At 62.9% G+C, this 25,243-nt stretch carries 24 protein-coding genes; 11 read left to right on the forward strand and 13 right to left on the reverse strand.

Annotation, left to right across the window (positions count from 1 at the left end):
* Positions 1-4: 4 nt before the first annotated feature.
* From BN69_RS14305 to BN69_RS14325, 5 genes are all read right to left on the reverse strand, one after another.
* Positions 5-1,453 (reverse strand): hydrogenase 4 subunit F, encoded by a 1,449-nt coding sequence (locus BN69_RS14305; protein ID WP_014892347.1) that lies wholly within the window; start codon positions 1,451-1,453, stop codon positions 5-7.
* Positions 1,450-2,112, reverse strand: coding sequence for a hydrogenase-4 component E (locus BN69_RS14310; RefSeq protein WP_014892348.1), 663 nt, complete (start codon positions 2,110-2,112; stop codon positions 1,450-1,452). Before BN69_RS14310 ends, BN69_RS14305 begins: the two co-directional genes overlap by 4 nt.
* Positions 2,112-3,065, reverse strand: coding sequence for a respiratory chain complex I subunit 1 family protein (locus tag BN69_RS14315; protein WP_014892349.1), 954 nt, complete (start codon positions 3,063-3,065; stop codon positions 2,112-2,114). The genes BN69_RS14310 and BN69_RS14315 overlap by 1 nt, the downstream gene beginning before the upstream one ends.
* Positions 3,062-5,059: a hydrogenase 4 subunit B gene (gene hyfB, locus BN69_RS14320; protein ID WP_014892350.1), complete on the reverse strand. Its 1,998-nt coding sequence runs from the start codon at positions 5,057-5,059 to the stop codon at positions 3,062-3,064. Before hyfB ends, BN69_RS14315 begins: the two co-directional genes overlap by 4 nt.
* 62 nt (positions 5,060-5,121) lie before the next feature.
* A complete protein-coding gene (locus BN69_RS14325; RefSeq protein ID WP_014892351.1) occupies positions 5,122-6,912 on the reverse strand; it encodes a SulP family inorganic anion transporter in 1,791 nt (596 codons plus the stop codon).
* A 264-nt stretch (positions 6,913-7,176) separates the two neighbouring features.
* On the opposite strand from BN69_RS14325, the gene BN69_RS14330 reads away from it, so the two are divergent.
* Positions 7,177-7,896 (forward strand): response regulator, encoded by a 720-nt coding sequence (locus BN69_RS14330; protein ID WP_014892352.1) that lies wholly within the window; start codon positions 7,177-7,179, stop codon positions 7,894-7,896.
* Positions 7,893-9,332: an ATP-binding protein gene (locus tag BN69_RS14335; RefSeq protein ID WP_014892353.1), complete on the forward strand. Its 1,440-nt coding sequence runs from the start codon at positions 7,893-7,895 to the stop codon at positions 9,330-9,332. The genes BN69_RS14330 and BN69_RS14335 overlap by 4 nt, the downstream gene beginning before the upstream one ends.
* A 91-nt stretch (positions 9,333-9,423) precedes the next feature.
* Here BN69_RS14335 and BN69_RS14340 read toward each other — a convergent pair whose 3' ends face one another.
* Positions 9,424-9,840, reverse strand: coding sequence for an Lrp/AsnC family transcriptional regulator (locus BN69_RS14340; RefSeq protein ID WP_014892354.1), 417 nt, complete (start codon positions 9,838-9,840; stop codon positions 9,424-9,426).
* A 135-nt stretch (positions 9,841-9,975) separates the two neighbouring features.
* Between BN69_RS14340 and BN69_RS14345 the strand changes: the two genes are divergently transcribed.
* Positions 9,976-11,043, forward strand: a complete 1,068-nt coding sequence (locus tag BN69_RS14345) for an ornithine cyclodeaminase (protein WP_014892355.1) — start codon at positions 9,976-9,978, stop codon at positions 11,041-11,043.
* Between the two features lie 32 nt (positions 11,044-11,075).
* Positions 11,076-11,996, forward strand: coding sequence for a dimethylarginine dimethylaminohydrolase family protein (locus BN69_RS14350; RefSeq protein WP_244434966.1), 921 nt, complete (start codon positions 11,076-11,078; stop codon positions 11,994-11,996).
* Here BN69_RS14350 and BN69_RS14355 read toward each other — a convergent pair.
* Together BN69_RS14355 and BN69_RS14360 are read right to left on the reverse strand one after the other, a co-directional pair.
* A complete protein-coding gene (locus BN69_RS14355) occupies positions 11,980-12,537 on the reverse strand; it encodes a peroxiredoxin (RefSeq protein ID WP_014892357.1) in 558 nt (185 codons plus the stop codon). The two genes, BN69_RS14350 and BN69_RS14355, sit on opposite strands and share 17 nt — an antisense overlap.
* A 29-nt stretch (positions 12,538-12,566) precedes the next feature.
* Positions 12,567-12,908, reverse strand: a complete 342-nt coding sequence (locus BN69_RS14360) for an antibiotic biosynthesis monooxygenase family protein (protein WP_148277130.1) — start codon at positions 12,906-12,908, stop codon at positions 12,567-12,569.
* Positions 12,909-12,922: 14 nt separating this feature from the next.
* Between BN69_RS14360 and BN69_RS19500 the strand changes: the two genes are divergently transcribed.
* The 3 genes from BN69_RS19500 to BN69_RS14375 all read left to right on the forward strand — a co-directional run bounded on the left by BN69_RS19500 (position 12,923) and on the right by BN69_RS14375 (position 14,585).
* Positions 12,923-13,288, forward strand: coding sequence for a hypothetical protein (locus tag BN69_RS19500; RefSeq protein ID WP_158491324.1), 366 nt, complete (start codon positions 12,923-12,925; stop codon positions 13,286-13,288).
* A gap of 250 nt (positions 13,289-13,538) precedes the next feature.
* Positions 13,539-13,823 (forward strand): hypothetical protein, encoded by a 285-nt coding sequence (locus BN69_RS14370; RefSeq protein WP_041927405.1) that lies wholly within the window; start codon positions 13,539-13,541, stop codon positions 13,821-13,823.
* Positions 13,824-13,841: 18 nt separating this feature from the next.
* Positions 13,842-14,585 carry an SOS response-associated peptidase gene (locus BN69_RS14375; RefSeq protein WP_014892362.1) on the forward strand — a complete coding sequence of 248 codons (744 nt, stop codon included), beginning with the start codon at positions 13,842-13,844 and terminating at the stop codon, positions 14,583-14,585.
* On the opposite strand, the gene BN69_RS14380 is transcribed toward BN69_RS14375, so the two are convergent.
* The 3 genes from BN69_RS14380 to BN69_RS14390 are packed head-to-tail and all read right to left on the reverse strand — an operon-like array spanning position 14,555 to position 17,656.
* Positions 14,555-15,397: a GNAT family N-acetyltransferase gene (locus BN69_RS14380; protein WP_014892363.1), complete on the reverse strand. Its 843-nt coding sequence runs from the start codon at positions 15,395-15,397 to the stop codon at positions 14,555-14,557. The genes BN69_RS14375 and BN69_RS14380 overlap by 31 nt on opposite strands.
* A 51-nt stretch (positions 15,398-15,448) precedes the next feature.
* Complete coding sequence (gene prs, locus BN69_RS18905; RefSeq protein WP_014892364.1) at positions 15,449-16,969, reverse strand: ribose-phosphate diphosphokinase; 1,521 nt, start codon at positions 16,967-16,969, stop codon at positions 15,449-15,451.
* Positions 16,970-16,999: 30 nt separating this feature from the next.
* A complete protein-coding gene (locus tag BN69_RS14390; protein WP_014892365.1) occupies positions 17,000-17,656 on the reverse strand; it encodes a dienelactone hydrolase family protein in 657 nt (218 codons plus the stop codon).
* Between the two features lie 194 nt (positions 17,657-17,850).
* On the opposite strand from BN69_RS14390, the gene BN69_RS14395 reads away from it, so the two are divergent.
* From BN69_RS14395 to BN69_RS14410, 4 genes are all read left to right on the forward strand, one after another.
* The gene (locus BN69_RS14395) at positions 17,851-18,039 is read left to right on the forward strand and encodes a hypothetical protein (RefSeq protein WP_014892366.1); all 189 of its coding nucleotides are present in this window, start codon (positions 17,851-17,853) and stop codon (positions 18,037-18,039) included.
* A gap of 15 nt (positions 18,040-18,054) precedes the next feature.
* Complete coding sequence (locus tag BN69_RS14400; protein WP_014892367.1) at positions 18,055-19,119, forward strand: hypothetical protein; 1,065 nt, start codon at positions 18,055-18,057, stop codon at positions 19,117-19,119.
* A gap of 10 nt (positions 19,120-19,129) precedes the next feature.
* Positions 19,130-19,801: a phosphoribosyltransferase gene (locus BN69_RS14405; protein ID WP_014892368.1), complete on the forward strand. Its 672-nt coding sequence runs from the start codon at positions 19,130-19,132 to the stop codon at positions 19,799-19,801.
* A 102-nt stretch (positions 19,802-19,903) separates the two neighbouring features.
* Positions 19,904-20,473 (forward strand): L,D-transpeptidase, encoded by a 570-nt coding sequence (locus BN69_RS14410; protein ID WP_014892369.1) that lies wholly within the window; start codon positions 19,904-19,906, stop codon positions 20,471-20,473.
* Here BN69_RS14410 and yidD read toward each other — a convergent pair.
* Together yidD and rpoC are read right to left on the reverse strand one after the other, a co-directional pair.
* Positions 20,470-20,808 (reverse strand): membrane protein insertion efficiency factor YidD, encoded by a 339-nt coding sequence (gene yidD, locus BN69_RS14415; RefSeq protein ID WP_014892370.1) that lies wholly within the window; start codon positions 20,806-20,808, stop codon positions 20,470-20,472. The genes BN69_RS14410 and yidD overlap by 4 nt on opposite strands.
* A gap of 145 nt (positions 20,809-20,953) precedes the next feature.
* Positions 20,954-25,132, reverse strand: a complete 4,179-nt coding sequence (gene rpoC / locus BN69_RS14420; protein WP_041927408.1) for a DNA-directed RNA polymerase subunit beta' — start codon at positions 25,130-25,132, stop codon at positions 20,954-20,956.
* Positions 25,133-25,243 lie beyond the last annotated feature (111 nt).

Consider the following 25,243-nt stretch of genomic DNA (forward strand, 5'->3'; position numbering starts at 1 on the left):
GAACTCAACCCAACAGCCGCGCGACATTCTGGAACCAGGTCACGACGTCAGAGGGGAGATAGGTTCCCGCCAGCAGCACAAGCGAGAGATGCGCGTAGACAGGCCACATCGAAGCCTTCACCTCGCCTTGGTCGTGGCTTGGCGCGCCGAACGCCATCCCGGTGAGCCGCAACAGCAGGGCGCCAAACGCCAGCAGCAGGCCGAAAACCAGCGGAATAGCCAGGAGCGGCTGGCGCGCGAAGGTCGAACTCACGACGAGAAATTCGCTCATGAAGATGCCCAGCGGCGGCAGGCCGATGATGGCGACGACGCCGGCGACGAGGGACCAGCCGAGCGCCGGCTGGCTCTGCGTCAGCCCTCTGATGTCGGCGATTCTCTGCGTGCCCTTGACCTGCGCGATGTGACCGACCGAGAAGAAGATCGCGGACTTCGTCAGGCTGTGCATCGTCATGTGCAGCAGACCGGCGAAATTGGCGAGCGGTCCGCCCATGCCGAAAGCGAAGGCGATGATGCCCATGTGCTCGATGGAGGAGTAGGCGAACAGCCGCTTGATGTCGCCGCGGCGGTAAAGCATGAAGGCCGCCATGATGAGAGATGCAAGGCCGAGCGTGATCATCAGCGGGCCTGGCGTAATCGCCGCCGCATTCGCCGTCAGCAGCATCTTGAACCGCAGCACCGCGTAGAGCGCGACATTGAGCAGGAGTCCGGACAAGACCGCCGAGATCGGCGTCGGGCCTTCCGCATGCGCATCCGGAAGCCAGGCGTGCATCGGCGCCAGCCCCACCTTGGTGCCGTAGCCGAGCATCAGGAACACGAAGGCGACGTTGAGCATCCGCGGATTGAACTGCGGCGCCTGCGACATCAGCGTCTTCCAGACCATGGCGTCATAGCCCTGCCCCAGCACCGGCTCGGCCGCCATGTAAATGAGGATCGTGCCAAAAAGCGCCAGCGCGATCCCGACGCTGCCGAGGATGAAATATTTCCAAGCGGCCTCGAGCGCATGCGGCGTGCGGTAGATGCCGACCATCAACACGGTCGTCAGGGTCGCGACCTCGACCGCGACCCACATGAGGCCGATGTTGCTGGCGAGCAGCGCCAGATTCATCGCGCACATCAGCGACTGATACATCGCGTGATAGAAGCGGACGTTTTTCGTGGTCAGCCGGCCGGTTTCGATCTCATGATCGATATAGCTCGCGCTATAGACGCTCGTGGTGAAGCCGATGAAGGTCGAGAGCACGACAAAGACGATGTTGAGATCATCGACAAAGAGATAGCCGCCGCTTTCGGGCTCGACGACGAGAAGCACAAGCGCGAAGAGAAACGTCGCGCCGGAGGCGCAGAGATTGATGATCGCCGAGCGTCGGTAGACCGGTTCAAGCGCGACCGCGATGGCCGCGGCGGCGGGAATGCCCACAAGCGCGTTCGACACCAGCAAAAGATCGGAACTCATGAACGTCCTCCACGCACGCGATCGAGTTCAGAAAGGTCGACGTTGTCGAATCGCTCGCGGATGCGGAACAGGAAGATGCCGATCACGATGAAGGCGATGAGAATGGAAAATGCGACGCTGATCTCGACGACGAGCGGCATGCCGTTCGCCCCCGCCGCCGCCAAAACCAGACCATTTTCCAGCGACATGAAGCCGATAATCTGGCTCACGACGTTGCGCCGCGTCACCATCATCAACAGCCCCAGCAGCACGATCGCCAAGGCGAATGCGATGTCCTCGCGCGACAGCGGATCGGCGGAGGCGGTCGCCGGCAGCATGACGACGAGCGACAGCGCCACGAGAAATATGCCGATAAGCATGGTGACGCCGACGCCGCCAACGACCTCCACGGTGCGGTGGATGCCCAAGCGCTTGATGATTCGGCGGAGGCTGAAGGGAATGATCAGCGCCTTGAAGATCGCCGCGATGGCGGCCGTTAGATAGAGATGATGTGCGTCCTGGTAATAGGCCTGCCAGGCGACCGACAGCGACAGAATGACGGCGTGGAGCGTGTAGATATTGATGAGCCCCGACAGTCGGTCCTGATACAGCAGCATGAAGCTCGTCAGCAGGAGCGCGCCCGCCAGCACATGGGCGATGTCGATTGTCAAAAGCTCCATCAGAGACTCCGTGTCACAAAAACGAGCAGCGTCGCGAGGAGGCCAAGCATCAGCCCCGCGCCGAGAAAGTCGGGAACGCGGAAGATGCGCATCTTGGCCGTGGTCGTCTCGAACAGCGCAAGCGCGCCGCCGCCGATCGCCAGCTTCAGGACGTAAGCGCAAAGCCCAATCATCATCGCTTTTGCGCCCGCGTCATGCGAGGCGAGCCCAACGGGGAAAAAGACGCAGGCGATGAGCGAGAGATAAAGGAGCAGCTTGAGCGCCGAGGCGAGTTCAATGAGCGCGAGATAGCGCCCGGAATATTCGAGAACCATCGCCTCATGCACCATCGTCAGCTCGAGATGGGTCGCCGGATTATCGACGGGGATCCGTCCATTCTCTGCGATGGCGACGATGAGGAGCGCAACGAGCGCCATCCCCACCGAGGCGCGCAATTCCAGATTTCCGGCCATATAGGCCGCAATTTCAGAGAGCTGCGTCGTTCCGGCGACAAACGAGACGGTGAAGACGATCATCATCATCGCCGGCTCCGCGAGCGAGCCGAACATCGCCTCGCGGCTTGAGCCGATGCCGCCAAAACTCGTTCCAATGTCCATGCCGGCGAGCGCAAGGAAAAAACGGGCGCTGCCGAGCAGGGCGATGATGGCGATGAGATCGGCCGACCAGCTGAACGTCAGTCCCGTGGCGAACGTCGGCACGAGCGATGCGGCGACCCATGTCATCGCGAAGATGAGATAGGGCGCAGCGCGGTAAAGCCACGAAGCATTCTCGGCGAGGACGACGTCCTTGCGCAGCAACCGGATGAGATCGCGCCAGGGTTGGATGATCGGCGGCCCTTTGCGGCGCAAGAGGCGCGCCTTCAGCTTTCGAAGGAAGCCGATAAGCAGCGGCGCGAGCGCAAGCACCAAAAGCATTTGGACGCTCTGCGCCAGGATGTTGAAAAGAAGCGTCATATCGCCACCAGGACCAGGAGGAAGACGAGCGCCGCGAAAACCAGCGCGAGATATTCCTGGATCGTCAGGAGACTGAGGATGTTCAGCCCGGCGGCGCAGGACTCAACCGCCCGCGTGAGCGGCGCATAGAGATAGTCGAAGATCCGATCCTTGATGTCGACGCTCAAGCGCGCCGCCCGCGTATCGCCAGGCGCGGGCATGTCGAGGCGCTCCCGCACCGAAAAGGCGATGACGCCAAGGGTGCGCCGGATCGGCTGCGCGAAGCTGCTGCCTGTGTATTGCGTCATGGGGCTGGTTTCGATGAAGCCGCAGTCCCAGGCCGGCGCGCGCCGCGACCGCGTCGCGCCAAATTTGTGGATGACCCATCTCGCCGAATACGCGGAGAAGAGAATGAACACGAAGACCAGAAGCCCATTGTAGGAGCTGCGGCTTTCGGCGATCGGCGCGATCGAGAGCCAGGAGAGTTCAGCCTGCGTCGGCATGCGGCCGCCGACAAAATCTTTCGCCACGGGCGAGATCGTGTCGATGAGGAGGCTCGGCAGCAGACCGGCCGTGAGGCACAGCGTCAGCAAAACCGCCATGGTCGCGAGCGACCAGCGATCCGGGTCGTGCGCCGCGCGCGCCGCTTCGCTGCGGGGGCGCCCTAGAAAAGCGACGCCATAAGCGCGTATGTAACAGCCCGCGCCGAGCGCCGCGCTCAGCGCCAGCGCCACGCCGACCGCCGGAACGAGGAGCTTCACGGTCCATTGCGGCAGCGCGGGGCTCAGCAGGATCGCCTGAAAGACCAGCCATTCCGAGACGAAGCCGTTCAGCGGCGGCAGGGCGGCGATGGCGACGCAGCCGCCGAGAAAAAAGACCGCCGTTTTCGGCATGGCGTGAATAAGACCGCCGAGGCGTTCGATGCTTCTTTCGCCGCTCGCGTTCAATACCGCGCCGGCGCCAAAAAACAGCAGGCTCTTGAACAGTGAATGATTGAAAACGTGAAAGAGCGCGGCAGTGAAGGCGAGCGCGGCCGGCAGCGCCATGCCATTGGCCTTGAACGCCAAGGCAAGACCGAGCGCGATGAAGATGATGCCGATGTTCTCGATGGTGCTGTAGGCGAGCAGCCTCTTCAGATCGCTCTGAATCGTCGCGAAGAGAACGCCGATGAGGGCGCTCGCCGCGCCAAAGCTCATCGGCTCGATCGACCACCAGAAGGCGGGCGGGCCGAGCAAATCGAACACGACGCGAATGAAGCCGTAGACGGCGACCTTCGTCATAACGCCGCTCATCAGCGCCGATACGTGGCTCGGCGCCGCGGGATGGGCGAGCGGGAGCCAGATATGCAAGGGCGCGAGTCCGGCCTTGGATCCCATGCCGACGATCGCGAGAGCCAGGACGAGGCCCGCCTTCCATCCCTCCTTGGTTGACTCGCGAATCGAGGCGAAGTCATAGGCGCCGCCGACGCCGCCAAGAATGCCGAACGCCATCAGCAGCGCAAAACCGCCGAAGCTCGCCATCAACAAATAGACGAAGCCGGCGCGCCTGTTCTCCTCCTCATGATGATGCGTCAGCACGAGCGCCCATGAAGCAAGCGACATGAACTCCCAGGCGACGAGAAAGGTGAAGGCGTCGTCGGCCAGCACGACGAGGTTCATGCCAGCGAGAAAAGCTGGATAGAACGGCAGCACGCGCATCGGCTCTTTCTCATGCGCGCCATAGCCGATCGCATAAGCGCTGGCCGCCGCGCCGCCCAGATTGACGACCGCGAGAAAAAAGGCGGTCAGGACGTCGATGCGAAAATGCATGCCGATCCACGGCAGTCCGAGCGGCAAGGCCGTCGAAACGACGTGAGCGCCCCTCGGCATGACCGCAGCGAGGAAGAGAACGCCGCAGAGGCCGATGCAAAAGCGGTAGACGTTTCGGCTGACGTCGTGGTTCCGCCTGTCGACTATCGCGTAGATGCTGACGGCGAGCAGGGCGCTGACACAAGTCAGCGCGAGGTAGAGCGGCATTCTTGTCACCTTTCAGTCGACGTGGCCTTCGTCGGTCGACCTTGCCCGAGACGCTCAGGGACTCAGGCGGCGCGCTTGCGCGGCGCGAGAGGATGCTTTGACGTCGCGACGTGTTGATCCAATCCGCAAATCTCTGCGCGGCCGCCATTTGCTTCATAGTCCTCGCAAAAGTGATGAAGGTTCTCCATCACCGTATGGTCGACGCACCAGGATTCCGAGAGATCAAAGATGACCGTCTTCCCCTTTGGGAGCTTTGCGAGGTCGCCCTTAAGCGCGAGGTAGTTGGCGAAGAAGGCCGCGCCGCCGATTTTGACCTGATAGACGCCGGGCGCGCTCTCCACGATGTCGCGACGCAGCTTGAAGACCTGTCCCCAATTGACGCTCCGCCAGAAGTGGAACAGGAACTCGGCGGCGATGCCGATGGCGACGCCGATAAGCAGGTCCGTCGCCAGCACGCCGACGATGGTAATCACGAAGACGGCAAGCTGGTCCCAGCCGATCGCCAGCGTCTTCTTGAACTCGAGCGGCGACGCAAGTCGGTAGCCGGTGAACACCAGCAGCGCTGCAAGCGAGGCAAGCGGGATCTCGTGAATCACCCTCGGGAAAAGCGCGACGAAGATCAGCAGGAACAGTCCGTGAAAGAAATTCGCCCATCCCGTGCGCGCGCCATTATTCACATTGGCGGAGCTGCGGACGATTTCCGCGATCATCGGCAGACCGCCAATCAGGCCGCAGATGATATTGCCGAAGCCGACCGCCGCGACGTCGCGGTTGAGATCCGAGGTGCGCTTATAGGGATCGAGCTTATCCACCGCCGCGGCGCTGAGCAGGCTCTCCAGGCTGCCAACGAGACAGATGGCGAAGACCTGCTGCCAGAACAGACCGGTGCGGATCATCGAGAAATCGGGAAAGGCGAAGCCCGAAAGGAAGTTCTGGGGGATGGAGACCAGAAATTTCGGACCGATCGTGAATTCATGATGCGGCAGGAACGGAGTGTCCGGCAGGAACAGATAGATATGTTCGTCGTCGAGATCGAAATATTGCGCGAGCGCCATGCCGATGATCACGACGACAAGCGGCGCAGGGATCATTTTCAGTCGGCGATTCTTCACCAGCGACCAGGCGATCAGGATCAAGAGCCCGATGCCGCCGATGATGGCGACTTCCGGATTCATGTCGCGAAGGCTTGCGGGAATCGCGCCAATCGTTGCGAACAGAGTCTGCGCATCCGGCTTCACGCCGAGCATGACGTGTATCTGCTTGGCCATGATGATGATGCCGATCGCCGCCAACATGCCATGGACGGCCGACGACGGAAAAAAGGCGCTCATCTTGCCGGCTTTCATGATGCCCATCAGCATCTGAATGACGCTGGCGCATACGATCGCCGCCAGGGTGTAGTGATAGCCGGCTTTGGCGTCGCCGCCGCCGAGCGCCTGCACCGAGTCCAGAATGACCACGATGAGGCCTGCCGCCGGACCCATGATGGTGACGAAGGAGCCATCGATCCGCGACACCAGCAGGCCGCCGACGACGGCGGTGATGATGCCCGCCTGAGGCGGAAAGCCCGACGCCATCGAAATGCCGAGGCATAGCGGCAGCGCGATAAGAAAGACCAGAAAGCCGGACAGAATGTCGGCGCGCCAATTTTCGGCCAATCCGGCGAGGCCGGTCTTCGGCGTGAACCGGGTTGGAATCGTCCCTGCGGGATTTGAGCTATTCTCATCCATGGCGGGCCCAACGAGGTCCGCGCCCTGCCATTCTTGCGACGATGAACTGGGGCGGTGAGAGGCGCTCGCCTCCGTTGCAACCGCCTCGATGTCGTGGGTGACAGCCTGAGCCTTGCTTTTCATAGTTCGTCCTTGCAATCGCGCTCAATCGAAACCTTGGCGCCGATCGGTTAGCGCGGCCGCAACATAGGACAGGCCAGTGGCTGTGATGTTTCTCCAGTTTTTCAGGCCACAGAGATTATTTCTGATTCTTTTCCCAAATCCGACGAGATCAGACCAGACCTATTGAAGCGCCGCGGGACAGCGCCCTTTTTTCTGATGGAAACACTCTAGAAACACTGCATTATTAGGTTTCGACGAGCACCAACGAAAGCGACAGCGCCTCCCTTGACCCCTTCCATTTCAATTCTGATCGTCGAGGACGACGCCGAAATCGGCGAGTTCATCTCCCTCTATCTCGCGGCGCATGATATCGAGACAAAGGTGGCGGCGAACGCCCAGGCGATGGACGCCGCGTTCAGCGCCGGGGCCTATGACCTGCTGATCCTCGATCTTAATCTTCCCGGCGAAGACGGATTGTCGATCTGCCGGCGGGTGCGATCCGAGAGACGCATCCCTATAATCATCCTGACGGCGCAGTCGGAGGACATCGACAAGATATTGGGTCTGGAGCTCGGGGCCGACGATTACATCGTCAAGCCTTTCAATTCGCGCGAGCTGCTGGCGCGCATCCGCGCCGTGCTGAGGCGAACGGAGCCCCCGAACGCCGTCGACGGGCGCGCTGGGCGGCAAGCGTATCTTTTTTCGGGCTGGCGCGTCGATGTGCTCGCTCGAGAGGTCGTCGCGCCTTGCGGCATAAAGGTGGCCATGACCGGCGCAGAATTCGATCTGCTGCATGCCTTGTGCGAAAATCCCAATCGGGTGCTGACGCGTGAGCAGCTGATCAACATGACGCATGGCCCGACGACCGGACCCTTCGAGCGCAGCATCGACGTGCTGATCAGCCGGCTTCGCCAGAAGATCGAGGCGGATCCAAAAAAGCCTGCGTTCATCCAGACGGTTCGCTCCGAGGGCTACATTTTCTCCACTCACGTGGCGCGCGCATGAACCCTACTCGCGTTCCCTGGCGTTTCCGGCTCAACAAGCTGGCCGTGCAAATCACGCTGCTGATCTTCGTGTCGATCGTGGCGTTCCAGACCATCGTTATCGGCATGTTCCATGTGTTCGGCAGGCGGCACATCGTCGACCAAGGCGATTTCATCGCGAGCATCATTCTCGCTTTGGACGTGGCCCCGCTCTCGGAGAGAGCCGATGTCATTTCAGCGCTTTCTCACGCCGTTCCCTACGCCAGCATCGAGATTCAGGAGTCGCGCCCGGCGGCGGCGACGTCTTCGACGGGCGGCGGCGATCTCGCCTTTGAAAACGAAATCCGCCACATCGACTCGCTGTTGTGGGACGGCGCAGACGTGTTCGAGGTCGAAAGTTCACCGCCTGGAGATTACGGCGTCCTCGCCGTCGAATTGCATAAGGGCGGCTATGCGACGGTCTCGATCGCCGAGCATCAAAAATCTCCCGGTTCGATATGGCGATGGCTTTGGCAGCATGCCGATGACGAACCGTTCATCCTGACTCAGGGCGCGCGAACGGCGCTGTCCTTTATCATATTCACGGCGATCTTCGTGTTCTGGGCGCTGAACGCGATCATGGCGCCGCTGCGACGGCTTGCAAAATATGCTGAGCAGATTCCGAACGATGTCGATACGAAAGCGCAGCTCCCGGAGCGAGGTCCCCAGGAAGTTCGCGAATTGACCCGCTCGCTCAATCGCATGCAGGCGCGCATCAGCAAGATGATCGCCGCGCGCGCCCATGTGCTTGCGTCCGTCAGCCATGACTTGCGAACGATCATCACGCGCTTGAAGCTGAAAACCGAGTTCGTGTCGGATCAAAACCTGCAGCAGCGGATGATGCGCGACGTCGATCTCATGGACGCAATGCTGTTCAAGAATCTGCAGTATTTGCGCGCCGAGGGAGACGACAAATCCGACTGTTCGCTGGTCGATCTCGATAGCGTTCTGCAAACTGTCGCGGACGAGTTCTGCGACCTCGGGCATCATGTGACCTACCATGGCGGCGGGCGCCAGATGGTCTTCGGATCGCTTTGCGACGTGCAGCGCATTTTCACCAATCTCGTCGAAAACGCGACGCATCACGCGAAGACAGTGGACATCTACATCGCGGATGGCCCGGGAGGGCTCATCCAGGTCGACGTCGTCGATGACGGACCGGGAATGTCAGCGGATGGCAAGAGCACTGCATTCGAGCCCTTCGTTCGCGGTCAGCCGGGACGAACGCTCGACGAGCACAGCGGATTTGGACTCGGCCTGTCGATTGTGCGCTCGCTCGTCGACAACCATGGCGGAACCGTGTCGCTGCTCGATCGAGAGCCCAACGGGCTGATCGCGCGCGTCTGTCTGCCCCGCGCGGCGGAAGGGGACGATAGGCTGGGTTCGACCGACTTCAAGGCGGCGCCGGCGCTCTTCTGAATGACATCGAACGGTTCGCCGACGCGCCGCGCCTGCGCGCGCGGGGAGGGCGCTCCGCTCTTGAAAGGCGCCCGAACTGCGCGAGGCGCGTTCATGCGGGCGCAAGCAGCAGGCTCGTCTCGCTTCTGGCGATCCCCTCGATCATCCTCACGCCCGACAGCACCCGATCGAATTCCTCGAGATTGGCGCACTCGATTTCCGCGATGAGGTCGAAAGGCCCGTTAGTGCTGTAAAGCGCGTGGATCTGCGGGAGTCCCCGCAGCGCCTGAGCGACGCGACGGGAATTCTTGCCGGAGACTTCGACCATCATGATCGCCCGAATGCGATCGGATGCGGCGGGATTTTTCAGCCGAACCGTAAAGCCCAGGATCACATCGGACGCGATCAGCTTATCGAGGCGGTTCTGGACGGTCCCGCGCGAGACGCCGAGCGCCTTGGCGAGCTGGGATAAGGAGGCGCGCGCGTTTGTCCGCAGCAGCGCGATCAGTCGGTGGTCGAGATCGTCCATGACCTATGCCTTTGTGGAAACGGTCAATATCTATGCCGGAAATGACAAAATCCCAGCCATTTCGCGAATTTGTGGCGATTTTGATTAGCGTCGCCGCGTTCTAGTCTCTCTCGCGAGGGATCGATGGGAGAAGGCATGGTCACGTTTCTCAGCGCGCGAGATATCGCCCGCATCGTTGGAGAAGTGGGCGCGCGACGCTTTTGGCTGCGGCTCGTCGACGATCTGCGTCGCGACTTTATCCGCTGGGACGCGTTCGAGAAGTCGCCGCGCTACGCGAGCCATTCGCCGCGCGGCGTCATCGAACTGATGCCGACGAGCGACGGCGAGGCTTTCGCCTTCAAATTCGTCAACGGTCATCCCGGCAACGCGCGCTTCAACCTCCAGACCGTCGTCGCCTTCGGTGCTCTCGCCGACGTCGACACCGGCTATCCGACGCTCATCGCCGACATGACGCTCGCCACCGCCTTCCGGACCGGCGCGACCTCGGCTCTGGCGGCGGCGCATCTCGCGCGACCCGACAGCAAGACGATGGCGCTGATCGGTCTTGGCGCCCAATCGGAGTTTCAGGCGTGCGCCTTTCACGCCGTTCTCGGCGTCGACCAGCTTCGTATCTTCGATGTCGACCCTCGCGCCGTCGAGAAGTTCGAGCGCAACATGGCGGACTTCGGCCTAACGATCATTCGGTGCGCCGACGCGCGCAGCGCCGCATCCGGCGCGGACATCATCACGACCATCACGGCGGATAAGAAATTCGCCACGATACTCGCCGACGACATGGTTCAGCCGGGAACCCATATCAACGCGGTCGGCGGCGACTGCCCAGGCAAGACCGAGCTTGCGCGGGAACTGCTGCTGCGTTCCGAAATCTTCGTCGAATATGCGCCGCAGACGCGCGGCGAGGGCGAAATTCAGCAACTCGACCCGGAACATCCGGTGACGGAGCTGCGGGAGATTCTTGCGGGTCATCGACCGGGGCGCTCCTCCAAAGACGCGATCACGATCTTCGACAGCGTCGGTTTCGCCATCGAGGATTTTTCGGTGTTGCGCCTGTTGCGCGATCTTGCGCGGGAGACCGGCGTCGGGCGCGCGATCGAACTGATCGCGGAGCCGACTGACCCGAAGGATCTGTTCTCGCTGCTGCATCCGCTCGACGCGGAGCAGGAAGACGTCGCAACCCGCGTAAGGATGGAACAGCCCGCATGACTGAGGGTCGTTCAATGCAAGAGAGTTCGCCGATGAGCTACGACGCTGAAGCCGCTGTAGTGAACGACGCCCCGCCAAGCGACGCGCGCGAGGCGGCGCCGCCACGGCCTGCGCCTGCGCGTAGCGCCATACTGATGTGCGCGCCGGACCATTTCGGCGTCGATTACATCATCAATCCGTGGATGGAAAATCAGATCGGGCAAGCGGCGCTGCCGCGCGCGCAGGCGCAGTGGGAGAACTTGCGCGGCAAGCTGGCGGCGCATAGCGACATCGTCTTCGTCGCGCCGACGCCCGGCCTGCCGGACATGGTCTTCACCGCCAATGCGGGGCTTGCGATCGGCGACACGGCCGTCGTGAGTCGTTTCAACGCCAAGGAGCGGCGGCCCGAAGAGCGGCTGTTTTGCGAATGGTTCCAAGCGCAGGGTTATTCGATCGCACGCTGGCCGGAGAACATTCCGTTTGAGGGCGCCGGCGACGCGCTCCTCGATCACGCGCGGGGCATTGTCTGGTGCGGATATGGCTGGCGCTCAGGCGAGGAAGCGCCCGAGCATCTACAAAAGATCTTCGCTCTGCGCGCCGTCGCGCTGAAGCTCGTCGATCCGCGCTTCTATCATCTCGACACCTGCTTCTGCCCGCTGAGCGGCGGCTGGCTGATGTATTACCCAGCGGCCTTCGATATCGCGTCACAGGAAGCGATCCGAGCCGTCGCGCCAGTGGAGAAGCGGATCGAAGTCGGCGAGAAAGACGCGCTCTCTTTCGCCTGCAACGCTGTCGAAGTCGCCGGGCGCGTTTTCCTCAACGCCTGTTCCGACGATCTTCGTTCGCGCCTGCTCGACGCGGGCTTCACGCCCGTCGTCACGCCGCTTTCGGAATTCATGAAGGCGGGCGGCGCCGCGAAATGTCTGACGCTGCAGTTGCCGGGCGCCGCGTCCGCGGTCATGCCGCCGGGATAAGCGTTTCTCCGCCGACCGGCCGGCTGCAGGGGCAAAGCGCGCCGGTCCGCAAGGCGTCGAGGACGCGCAGCGTGTCGTCCGGCGCGCGGCCGACGTCGAGATTCGTCGCATAGACATGCTGGATGACATTGTCGGGATCGACGACGAAGGTGGCGCGATAGGCGACGCCTGAAGGCGCGCGCACGCCGAGTCCATCGACCAGATCGCCCCTCGAGTCGGCGAACTGCCAGATCGGCAAGCTCTTCAGGTCACGGTGGTCGCGCCGCCAGGCAAGCTTCACGAACTCATTGTCGGTCGAGCCGCCGAGAACGACGGCGTCGCGCTCGGCGAAATCCTTCGACAGGCGCGCGAAGGCCGCGATTTCCGTCGGACAAACGAAAGTAAAGTCCTTCGGATAGAAGAAGATGATTTTCCACATGCCTGGAAAGCTCGTCTCGCAGAGCGTTTCGAAGGCTGACTCGCCGTTTTCTTCGATCTCGTTAAATCCCGGCTTGACGCCGGTAACGACGAAAGGCGGTATGCTGTCCCCAATTCCCAACATGTTTTTCTCCTAGAAAACGCCGTCGGCGCCTATTGCGGATTGCTTCTGGAGACGGTCGCGTCGAACTCCTCCAGCCTCGAAGCGCAACGCGGTCCAATGCTGCCGCTTGGCGGGCCATAGAGTTCGGCGCGTCGCCAATCGATGAAGTTCTCTTCCGTCTCCCACATGGTCACCGAGAAATAGAGCACGTGCGGACCGCATTCCTTTCCGCGATGGAATTGAAAGCCGATGAGACCGGCCGCTTCCCGCAGCCGGACGCTTGTCTCCCGCCAAGCCGTTTCGAATGTTTCTTCGCAGCCCTTGACGACCTTGAACTGGTTCGAGGCCATGAACATCGCGCGTTCCTTCTTTCCTGCTGCCGAATATTTCATGACGTCTGCCATGCATGCCGCTGCGCGCGACGCGACAGCGCGACGAGCGCGGCGAATTCGTCACATCTCTTGCGCATGCATTCATCAGAACAGGAAAGCGCATAATGGCTGCGCAGCGCCGCGAGCCCATAGCCAGCGAGTTCGACTTCATCGATCGACAGTCGAACCGAGTTTTGGTTCATCGCTTCGGCGAGGATCGAATCAATGCGTTTTCTCTCGCGCGCCAATTCGCACATCATTATCTCCTTGAGGACCCGAAACGCCACGCGTGGATTGCGCGCCCTGATCCTTCGCTTGAAGGTTCGATGCCGAAAGTCTCAGCGGCGCCGCGTGCATGGCGCAAAGATTTAACAGGCGACTCCTTGCGTCAATACAATTGATCCCTCATCGGAAATCTTTCAGAAAGCGTCCTTCGCAGCATTCTTACTTGCGAAATATTCCAATTATAAGGACACGAATTAAGCGTCGCATCGGACGCCCGCCGCCGGTCGTCACGCCGAGGCCGCGTTCTGGCCCGCGGCTTCACGACGGGGCCATCGTTCTGGCGCAAATCTGGGTTCATTCGACGACGCGCCGCGAAGGCTTGGCTTCTGCCGAGGCGGCGAGATGAGTGTGAACAAGGGAATGAAAATGCACAGCATCGCCACGCCCCGCCGGGTCAAGAAAGCTCTCGTTCTCGCGACGCTTCTGACGGCCTCACTGCCGCTTTATGGCTGCTACACGCCGGCGGAACGCGCTCTCGGCGGCGGCGTCATCGGCGGTCTGGGCGGCGCCGGCATTGGCGCGCTCGCCTCGGGCGGACTCGCCGGCCCGACGCTCGCCACGGCGGCGGTCGGCGCAGCGGGCGGCGCGATCATTGGCGCCGCGACGGCGCCGCGCCCATATTACCGTCGTCATCGGCGTTACTACTACTGAGACAGGACGGTCTCGCCTATGTGCGGGCGCTTTACGCAGCATCTTTCCTGGGAGGAGCTCCAGCGGCTTGCCGATTTGATCGGCCAGCCGCGCAATCTGCAGCCGCGCTACAATGTGGCGCCGACGACGATGATCGAGGTCATCAGGCCGACGCCGGCGGGACATGAGCTTGTTCAGATGCGCTGGGGCTTCGCGCCCTCCTGGTGGAAGAAGCCCCTGCGCGACCTGCCTGCAACCTTCAATGCGCGCGCCGAGACGATCGCCGAAAAGCCGATGTTTCGTTCGGCTTTCGCAGCGCGGCGCTGCATCATCCCCGCGTCGGGCTTGTATGAATGGACCGGGGCGAAAGGCGCCAGGACTCCGCATTATTTCACGGCGCGCGACGGCCGCCCGCTCGCATTCGCCGGCGTGTGCGAGAGCTGTCGCGACGTCGAGAGCGATAAGAAGATCGAGTCCGCGACGATCATCGTCGGTCCAGCGAATGGCTGGATGCGCCGGTTCCATGATCGCATGCCGGTGATCCTCGACTGGCGCGACGTCAGCGCATGGATGTCGGGCGAGGATCCCGGGGCGTTGCTCCGCGCGCCGCCCGAAGAGGCTCTGCAGGAATGGATCGTATCGCCCCGCGTCAACCGTTCGGGCGAAGCCGACGACGATCCGACGCTGATCGCGCCGAGTCTCACGGCCTCTGATCTTATCGATCGCCTCGGCGCCCTGTCCGGCGAAGCAAATCACCCGAGTTCGAAGGTCGTGACGCCGTAGCAGCGGTCGATGCGTCCCGGCGGCGGTCCTTCCGTATACATGCGCGCCGTGTCGAACACGGCGGTCATCCGGCGTCGCCGCGCCAGCGCGATGGCGGCGGCGTTTGCTTCGGGCGTATCGAGAAACACCGGCGCGCCCGCGGCGCGCGCGCATAAGCCTTGAAACAGCGCGTCGGCGATTTGTGAATCATCCGCGAACAGCGGCCCGATTTTGTAGCCGTCGCGACACGCGCGCAGCACGCCATAGCCGGCGAGCCGGCCCTGCTTGACCATGGCGAGCGCGGCGCTCTGCGGCTGAGCGATCCAGCGCGAAAGAAACTTCGCACGCGATGCGGCGAAGACCGTCCGGTCGTAACGCACGATCTCGTCGAATGGAACTTCAGCCAATTCGGCCACGTCTGCAGGCGCTTCGCCGCCGCCGACGCATCGATGACGTATGTTGCGATAGGCGAATGTGAAGCCGTAGCGCGCATAGGTCTGCTGAAGGTCGATCGCGGCGTCGAGGCCGACATTGCGCCCCTGCACATGCCGCAGCGCGACGTCCAGGAGCCGAAGGCCGACGCCCTGTCCACGATGAGCCGGACGAACGATGAAAAGCCCGACATAGCCGAAGGACTCGTCATAGGCGACGGCGGAGACGCAGCCCAGAGGCTCGCCCGCGCGCTCGGCGATGAAGAATCCCGCCGGGTCGACGGCGTAGAAACTCTCCGCGTCATAAAGTCCGGGATTCCAGCCTTCGGCCGCGGCCCAATCGAGCGCGCGGTCAACTTCGCTCTTGGACATTCGGCGAATGACGATGTCTTCGAAGTTCATGCGAGGCTTGTGGCGCGAGTCGCTGCAGGACGCAACCGGAGCGCCCGGCGGCTAGGGACCGTCCTCCAGCAGCTGCGTGATCGAGCCATTTGCGTGCAGGCGTCGGATCGCCTCGGCCAGGAGGCCGGCGACGCCGACCACAATCAACCGGTCGCCAAGCGCGGCCGCCATGGGCGGTTGCAGCGGCGCTGTATCGGTGATGATGAGCTGGTCGATTGGCGCGCTCTTAAGCGCGGACGCCGCCTTTTCGGAAAAGACGCCGTGGGTCGCCGCGACCCAGACATGCGCCGCGCCATTCGCGCGGCAGGCCGCGGCGGTGCGCGCCACCGTGCCGCCGCCGGCGATGAGGTCGTCGATGATGATCGCGGTGCGATCCTTGACGTCGCCCGCGAAAATATCGCCGACGACGTGGCCTTCGCTTCGATATTTATCCATGAAGGCCTTGGCCACGGGCCGCTTCAGCATGCGTTCAAGCCGCAGCCGAAAAAGTTCCGCGCGCTTCTCGCCGCCAAGATCGGGAGAGACGACGGCGACGGGCCTGTCCCCGATGTTGGCCGCGACATGACGCGCAAACAGCGCCTGAGCGTCAAGGTGAACCGTCTCGCAACGAAAGGCGTTCTGAAAGGCGGCGATGTTGTGCACGTCGACGCAGACCACACGATCCGTTCCCAGCGCTTCAAACAGCTGCGCGACATAGCGCGTAGTGACCGGATCGCGGGGCTTGGTGCGCCGGTCCTTGCGCGCGAAGCACAGATAGGGCGTGACGGCCGTGACGCGCCGAGCGCCCGCGTCCTTCAGCGCGCCGATGAAGAACAGCAGTTTGCACAGCTTGTCGGCGCTGCTCGCGACCTCGTCGCCATTCAGGGTGAAAACGACGTAGCAGTCGCGGCCGCGCACGTTTTCGAGCGGCCGGATCTTATATTCGCCGTCTTCAAACTCGCGGTCTTCCAGCGGCGCGAGTTCGACGCCGAGCGCCTGCGCGACGTCTTCGCCAGCAGATATGCTGGCGCCGAGCGCGAAGAGCGCCAGGCCGGCCTCCGCTGTTTCGCGCGTCGCCCGTCTGGGCGCGCCATCCAGAACATGCGCCGAAATCGCGGTGAGCGCCGAGTCGATCGTGCTCCCGTCTTCCGAAAGCGGCGCCACCAGAATTTCCACGATGGCGCGATCGCGTCCACGTTCCGCGCTGGTGTATTGCGCGAGCACGGGTTGGCCGGTTCGCCGCACCTCCTTGAACAGACGACGCAGCCGCACCGCGCTGCGGCGATTTCCCGCTTCGCTCAGCCTGTCGCCGATCCGGTAAGGGCCCAGCAACGTCGCCGCCGCCGCCGCGCCTTCGATCAGGACGCCGTCGTCGTCCTGTCCCTCGAATCGATGAACGAACAAGGTTTCGGCGGCGCCGCGCTCTTCCGGCGCAAAGCTGATCGCGCTTCGCCGAGGCGCGACGGCGCCGGCGCGCGCCGCCTCCCAGCGCTCATGTAAGACATCGAGTTCCTGTCGTTTCGGCTGAGGCGCGAAGTCCAGACGTTCGAAAAGCCGCTTGAGCGGTGGTTCGGTCTGCGCCATCGTCGTCATTTGTCGGAGCCTTCTGTCGTTGCGATGGCGCTATGCGTCCACCGCGCCGCGACCGGCGCAAAGATGCTCGATGAACCATTTGGTCGCGCGCTCAACGACGCTCTCCAATGTGCCGGGCTCCTCGAAGAGATGGGTGGCGCCGGGGACGATGTCGAGACGGCTGCGGCATCTGAGCAGCTGCTGCGCGCTGCGATTGAGTTCAATCACGCCATAGTCCAGTCCGCCGACGATCAGCAATGTCGGCGCTTGAACCCGCCGCAGCGCGTCGCCTGCAAGATCAGGCCGGCCGCCGCGCGAGACGACGGCGGCGACGCGCGGTTCGTCGGCCGCGGCGACGAGCGCGGCGGCGGCGCCCGTGCTCGCCCCGAACAGCCCGACCGGCAAGCGAGCAATATCGCTGTCGCCGATCCAGGCGATCGCCTCGCCGACGCGCGCGCCGAGCAGCGGAATATCGAAGACGTTGCGCCGGAATTCGCCTTCCTCGGCGGTGAGGAGATCGAACAGCAAACAGGCGAATCCCTGCGCGACAAGTCGCTCGGCGACATATCTGTTGCGCGGACTGAAGCGCGAGGAGCCGCTGCCATGCGCGAAAATGACAAGCCCCTGTGGCGATTGGGGCAGGTACAGCGAACCCTCCAATCGATGGGGGCCGATTGCGACGTCGGCGGTCGTGAAGTCGCTCGTCATCGGGACCTCGTGCGGATGGGACGTTTCAGCCTAAATGGCGTCGCCCTATAAATCGTCGATCTGGAGAAGCGGCTCAGACCTCGCCATATCCTGTTGCGGAGGCCCATTGCGCGCCACAGCTTTATTTCGATGCATTCGCAGCCGAAGATCGATGTTCAGGGCGTTGAGCCGTCATCCGACCGCAAGAAAAGATCATGCGCAAGATCGAGAAGCCCGACGAACGCTTTGAACATGCGACAGCCTGCCGCGGCTTGGTCGAAGGCCGCGGCGCGCTGCAAACTGGCGCGCTTTACGAGATTAACCTGCATCTTATCCTGTCGGACCGGCGGACGGCCGGAAAGGCCCGCACGCGAGCCGCGCCGCTCATCTGCGTCAAGGGCTGAGAAAGCAGCGCGACGATGGAGTCGATCCCCCCTAGCGGAACGCCCGCCACTGGCGACGCGGACTCGCCCTCAACCGCCGAAAAGGTTCGATTTCTCAGCGCGCCTGATTCCTATCCGCATGCGCCGGCGTCGGTGGCCGTGCTGGAAACGCATATGTCCTATGTGTTTCTGGCGGGCGATAAGGTCTACAAGCTCAAGAAACCCGTTCGCTATCCCTTTCTCGACTTCTCGACCATCGATGCCCGCGAACATAATTGTCGCGAGGAGGTGCGCCTCAACCGCCGGCTCGCGGCCGATGTGTATTTGGGCGTCGCGCCGCTGACCTGTGGTCCGATGCGCCGGATGGCGCTCGGCGGCGAGGGCGCCGTCGTCGACTGGCTTGTCGAAATGCGCCGCCTGCCGCGCGAAGCGATGCTCGATCGGCTGATCGCTGAAGATCGCTTGAGCGCGGCGCAGATCGACGCGCTCTGCGACACCTTGGGGAAATTCTATCGCGGCGTGGAACGCTCCTCGATCAGCGCCGAGGATTATGCGCTGCGGTTTTTTCGCGAGCAGGAAAAGAATCGAGACGTTCTGACGCGGCGGGATTTCGCGCTCGATCATGGGCGCACGCCCGTTCTGCTCGATATCCTCGACGCCAGACTGGCGGCCAGCCGATCAGAGTTGCAGGAGCGCGTCTTTCAGGGCCAGGTCGTCGATGGGCATGGCGACTTGCGCCCGGAGCATATCTGCTTTCGCGACCCCATCGTCATCTTCGACTGTCTGGAGTTCAACGCCGAACTGCGCCAGGTCGATCCCTTCGACGAGCTTGCCTATCTTGGCGTCGAATGTGCGCTGCTCGGCGCGAAAACGTTCGGCGCGGCGCTTGTCGATAAGGTGGCGCAGCGCCTCTCCTGCGACCCCCCGCGACGCCTGGCGTCGCTTTACGCGGCTTGGCGCGCGGTGCTGCGCGCGCGGCAGTCTGTCGCGCATCTTCTCGATGACGCGCCGCGGGAGCCAAGGAAGTGGGAGCCTCTGGCGACGCGCTATCTTAACGTTGCGCAGTCGGCGCTCGCCGCCGACAATCCGACACGAAGGTGAGGGCGCCGCCATGACCTTTTACGACCGAACCGACGCTGGACATCGCCTTGCCGCCACGCTTGAGAAATTCAGGGGCGAGGATGTTGTCGTCTTCGCTCTGCCGCGCGGCGGAGCGCCCGTCGCCGAGCCAATCGCGGTTTTGCTGAAGGCGCCTCTCGATCTCGTGCTCGTCAGGAAAATTGGCGTGCCCTTCCAGCCGGAGTTGGCGATGGGCGCCGTGGCGGATGGCGGCGCGCCGGTCGTCGTGCGCAACGACGACGTGATCGCCATGGCGGATGTGAGCGAACAAGAGTTTGAGAGAGTTTGCGCGCGCGAGCTTGAGGAGATCGAGCGTCGCCGTCAGCTCTATCTTGGCCGGCGGCGGCGGCCGGAGGCGAAAGGGCGCATCGCCATCGTCGTCGACGACGGCGTCGCCACCGGCGCGACGACGCGCGCAGCCTTGCGCGCCGTCCGCGCGCGTGCGCCGAAAAAGCTTGTGCTGGCCGTGCCGGTCGCGCCTCCAGACACGCTGGAGTCTCTCAGCGATGAAGTCGATGAGATTGTCTGTCTTGAGACGCATCGCGCATTCGGCGCGATTGGCTTTTTCTACCGGGACTTTCGCCAGATCAGAGATGACGAAGTAATCGAAATCCTCGACCGATGCGCCAAAAGGGCCGGGGACGCATCGAACGCGACGATCTGAGCCGCCGAACGGCGCGTATCGGATCCATGGCGTCGTATCGGCGACCCGAAATCAGCCATAATCGGCCAAAAAGCTCGGTGCGCGGCTTTCGGGAGATCGACCATGCGCCGAAACAGCGGACCTATGATTCTCGCCGCGCTTCTCTTCATCGCGGCCCCGGCGCAGGCGTTCGACAGCCCGATCAATCGCGGTCCGCTCGCCGACTTCCTCAATGTATTTCGCGAGCAGGCGATACCGCGGCAGGTCGTCTATTGGCGCCATCCGCAGTTCAAGCGCGGCACGGTCGTCATCTCGACCAAGGACCGTCGGCTCTATTACGTGCTCGGCGATGGACGCGCGATCGAATATGGCGTGGGCGTCGGCCGAATGGGCTTCACCTGGTCAGGCGTGAAGACGATTTCGCGCAAGCGCGAGTGGCCGGACTGGAGTCCGCCGCCGCAGATGCTCAAGCGCAGGCCGGATTTGCCGCGCCATATGGCCGGCGGCATGGAAAATCCGCTTGGCGCGCGCGCGCTCTACCTCGGTTCGAGCCAATATCGCATTCATGGCTCCAACGAGCCGGACACGATCGGCGCCGCCGTGTCATCGGGCTGCATCCGCATGACCAACAAGGACGTCGTCGATCTCTACAGTCGCGTCAAGGTCGGGACGAAAGTCGTCGTGCTCAATTAAGGGCGGCCGGCGTTCGTCTTGTCTTCGGGCGCGACGGCTTCACAGACCAAGCGCTGGCGCCAGACGCCATAGCGCCAGGGCGTGAGCGGGCTCGCGTCGGCGCGCAGAGTTGCGGGCGCTGGGTCGAAACCCGCGCCGCCGCCCGGACGGCAGCGGCAGATCCGCGCGAACGCCATCCAGCCGCCAGCCCAGAGGCCATGTTTCGCGATGGCTTCGTCGGCGTATTCCGAGCAGGTGGGCGCATACCGGCAGAAGCGTCCCGCGAAGGCCGAGAAGGTGACGCGATAGACGAAGATCAGCGCGCGCGCGGCGCGCGCGGGCAGGGATGGGGACATCATGCGCGTCGGATATTCCCTCTCCCGCTTGCGGGAGAGGGTGGCCCTGCGAAGCAGGGTCGGGTGAGGGCCCTCATCCGTCGCCACGAAGCGGCGACACCTTCTCCCGCAAGCGGGAGAAGGGAGTCCTTAACATATGGCGATCTCACTCCGCCGGCGGCAGCGCCGGCGCAGGCTCGGCCGCTTCGGCGCGCTGCTCGATGATGAGTTCGTCGCGTCCGCCAGCGACGGCGCGGAACTTCGCCATCGCCGCGCCGGTGCCGGCCGGAATGAGCCGGCCGACGATGACGTTCTCCTTGAGCCCGACGAGCGGGTCGATCTTGCCGTTGACGGCGGCCTCGGTGAGCACGCGCGTCGTCTCCTGGAAGGAGGCGGCGGAGAAGAAGGAGCGCGTCTGCAGCGAGGCCTTGGTGATGCCGAGCAGCACCGGCGTGCCCGTCGCAGGCTTGCCGCCATTCTCGAGCGCCTTGGCGTTCGCTTCCTCGAGCTCCAGCTTGTCGACCTGCTCGCCTTCGAGGAAGCCGGTGTCGCCCGGATCGACGATGTCGATCTTCTGCAACATCTGACGCACGATCACTTCGATGTGCTTGTCGTTGATGTTGACGCCCTGCAGCCGGTAGACCTCCTGGATCTCGTTGACGAGGTAAGCCGCAAGCTCCTCCACGCCTTTGATCGCCAGAATGTCATGCGGCGCCGGATTGCCGTCGACGATGTAATCGCCCTTCTCGACGACGTCGCCATCCTGAAGGTGGATATGCTTGCCCTTCGGGATCAGATATTCGACCGGATCCGCGCCTTCCTCGGTCGGCGTGATGGTGATGCGCTGCTTGTTCTTGTAGTCCTTGCCGAAGGCGACCGTGCCGGAGATTTCCGCGATGATCGCGTGATCTTTCGGACGGCGCGCCTCGAAAAGCTCGGCGACGCGCGGCAGACCGCCGGTGATGTCGCGGGTCTTGGCGCTCTCCACCGAAATACGCGCGACAATGTCGCCGGCCTTCACCGTCGAGCCCGGTTCGACGGCGATGATCGAGTCGACGGGCAGCAAGTAGCGTGCGTCGCCGCCGCGGGCCAGTTTGACGATCTTGCCGTCGGGGCCCTTGATGACGATCGACGGCTTCAGACTGGCCGAACGCAGGTTCAGGCGGTAGTCCATGACCATGCGCTTGGTGATGCCGGTCGATTCGTCGACCGTCTCCGACATCGATTGCCCTTCGACGAGCTCCTCGAAGCCGATGACGCCGTCGACTTCGCTGATGATCGGACGCGTGTAAGGGTCCCACTCGGCCAGTCGCTGGCCGCGCTTCACCTTGTCGCCCTCGTCGACCTTCATTTTGGCGCCATAGAGCAGGCGGTTCACCGCCCGCTCCTCGCCATTGGGGCCGAGGATCACGATGGCGACGTTACGCGCCATGACGATGAGGTCGCCGTCCGAGTTGCGGGCGAGATGGCGATTGCGCACATGCACCTTGCCCTCGAAGTTCGACTCGATGAACGACTGGTCAGCCAGCTGCGCAGCGCCGCCGATATGGAAGGTGCGCATGGTGAGCTGCGTGCCCGGCTCCCCGATCGACTGCGCCGCGATGACGCCGACGGCTTCGCCCATATTGACGGGGGTGCCGCGCGCGAGATCGCGTCCATAGCACTTGCCGCAGACGCCGTTCTTGGCCTCGCAGGTCAGGACCGAGCGAATCTTCACCTCCTGAATGCCGGCGGCGTTGATCGCGTCGATGTGCTGCTCCTGGATCATCTCGCCGGCCGGCACGATCACGGTCTTGCCGTCCTGCGACATCAGATCTTCCGCCGCGGTGCGGCCGAGGATTCGCGACGTCAGCGAGGCGACGACCTGTCCCGCGTCGATGATCGCGCGCATGCGGATGCCGTTCTGCGAGCCGCAGTCAGTCGAAGAGATGATGGAATCCTGCGCGACGTCAACGAGGCGGCGCGTGAGATAGCCCGAGTTCGCCGTCTTCAACGCCGTGTCGGCGAGACCCTTGCGGGCGCCGTGCGTGGAGTTGAAGTATTCAAGGACGGTGAGGCCTTCCTTGAAGTTCGAGATGATCGGGCTCTCGATGATCTCGCCCGAGGGCTTGGCCATCAGCCCGCGCATCGCGGCCAGCTGCTTCATCTGCTGCGGCGAGCCGCGCGCGCCGGAATGCGACATCATGTAGATCGAGTTGATCGGCACGTCGCGGCCATGCTCGTCCTTGCTCACCGACGAGATGCGCTGCATCATCTCCTCGGCGAGCTTGTCCGTGCACTTCATCCAGGCGTCGACGACCTTGTTGTATTTTTCGCCCTGGGTGATCAGGCCGTCATTATACTGCTGCTCATATTCCTTGGCCGCCGCCCGCGTCTCGGAGACGATCGCCTCCTTGTTTTCCGGCACGACCATGTCGTCCTTGCCGAAGGAGATTCCCGCCTTGAAGGCTTCGCGGAAGCCAAGCGACATGATGCGGTCGCAGAAGATGACCGTCTCCTTCTGACCGCAGTTGCGGTAGACGGTGTCGATCATGTTCGAGATTTCCTTCTTGGTCATCAGTTTGTTGACGACGTCAAAGGGAATCTTGTCGTGCTTCGGCATGAGCTGGCCGAGCATCATGCGGCCGGGCGTCGTGTCGAAAATCTTCGACACGCGTTTGCCCTTCTCATCATAGGTCCAGGCGCGGCCCTTGATCTTGGTGTGGAGCGTGACCGCCTTGGCGGCGATCGCGTGCTCGATCTCGCCCTGGCTCGCGAAGGCCATGCCCTGTCCGGGTTCGCCGTCGCGCTCAAGCGTGAGATAATAGAGGCCGAGAACGATATCCTGCGACGGCACGATGATCGGCTGACCATTGGCCGGATGCAGAATGTTGTTCGTCGACATCATCAGCACGCGCGCTTCGAGCTGCGCTTCAAGCGACAGCGGCACATGCACGGCCATCTGGTCGCCGTCGAAGTCGGCGTTGAAGGCGGCGCAGACGAGCGGATGCAGCTGGATCGCCTTGCCCTCGATCAGCACCGGCTCGAAGGCCTGAATGCCGAGACGGTGCAGAGTCGGCGCGCGATTCAGCAGCACCGGATGCTCGCGAATGACCTCGTCGAGGATGTCCCAGACTTCCGGCTTTTCCTTTTCGACGAGCTTCTTCGCCTGCTTGACGGTCGCCGAATAGCCCTTCGCGTCGAGACGCGAATAGATGAAGGGCTTGAACAGCTCGAGCGCCATCTTCTTGGGCAGGCCGCACTGATGCAGCTTCAGCTCCGGACCGACGACGATCACCGAGCGGCCGGAATAATCGACGCGCTTGCCCAAGAGGTTCTGGCGGAAGCGGCCCTGCTTGCCCTTCAGCATGTCGGCGAGCGACTTCAGCGGACGCTTGTTGGCGCCCGTGATCACCCGTCCGCGGCGGCCGTTGTCGAACAGCGCGTCGACGGCCTCCTGCAACATGCGCTTCTCGTTACGGATGATGATGTCCGGCGCGCGCAATTCGATCAGCCGCTTTAGACGATTGTTGCGGTTGATGACGCGGCGGTAGAGATCGTTCAGATCCGAGGTCGCGAAGCGGCCGCCGTCCAGCGGCACGAGCGGACGCAGATCCGGCGGGATGACCGGAACTTCCTTGAGGATCATCCATTCGGGGCGATTGCCCGACTGCAGGAAAGCCTCGATGATCTTGAGACGCTTCGCCAGCTTCTTGGGCTTGAGCTCGGTCTTCGCTTCGGAGATCTCGATGCGCAGCGACGCGGCGATGGCTTCGAGGTCCATCGACTCAAGAAGCTTGCGGATCGCTTCCGCGCCGATCATGGCCGTGAACGTGTCCTGGCCATATTCGTCCTGCGCGCGCAGATATTCGTCTTCCGACAGCAACTGACGCTCCTTGAGCGGCGTCAGGCCCGGATCGATGACGATGTAGGACTCGAAGTAGAGGATGCGCTCAAGATCCTTGAGCGTCATGTCGAGCAACAGGCCGATGCGCGAGGGCAGCGACTTCAGGAACCAGATGTGGGCGACGGGCGCGGCGAGCGAGATGTGGCCCATGCGGTCGCGCCGCACGCGCGCGAGGGTGACCTCGACGCCGCACTTCTCGCAGATGACGCCCTTGTATTTCATCCGCTTATATTTGCCGCACAGGCACTCATAGTCCTTGATCGGACCGAAGATGCGCGCGCAGAACAGTCCGTCGCGCTCGGGCTTGAACGTGCGGTAGTTGATCGTCTCGGGCTTTTTGATCTCGCCGTAAGACCAGGAAAGAATCTTCTCCGGGCTTGCGATCGAAATCTGAATCTGGTCGAAGGCCTGCGTCGCCACGACCGGATTGAAGAGATTCATGACCTCTTGCTGATTCATGGTCTTCTCCTGGACCGGGATGGAAGCGCGCCTTGCGTCTTCCGCCGGTTGAAATTCTTTGTCGCGCTCCTTCTCCCGCTTGCGGGAGAAGGTGTCATGCGAAGCATGACG

The sequence above is a fragment of the Methylocystis sp. SC2 genome (assembly GCF_000304315.1).
In the GTDB taxonomy this organism is placed as follows: Bacteria; Pseudomonadota; Alphaproteobacteria; order Rhizobiales; family Beijerinckiaceae; genus Methylocystis.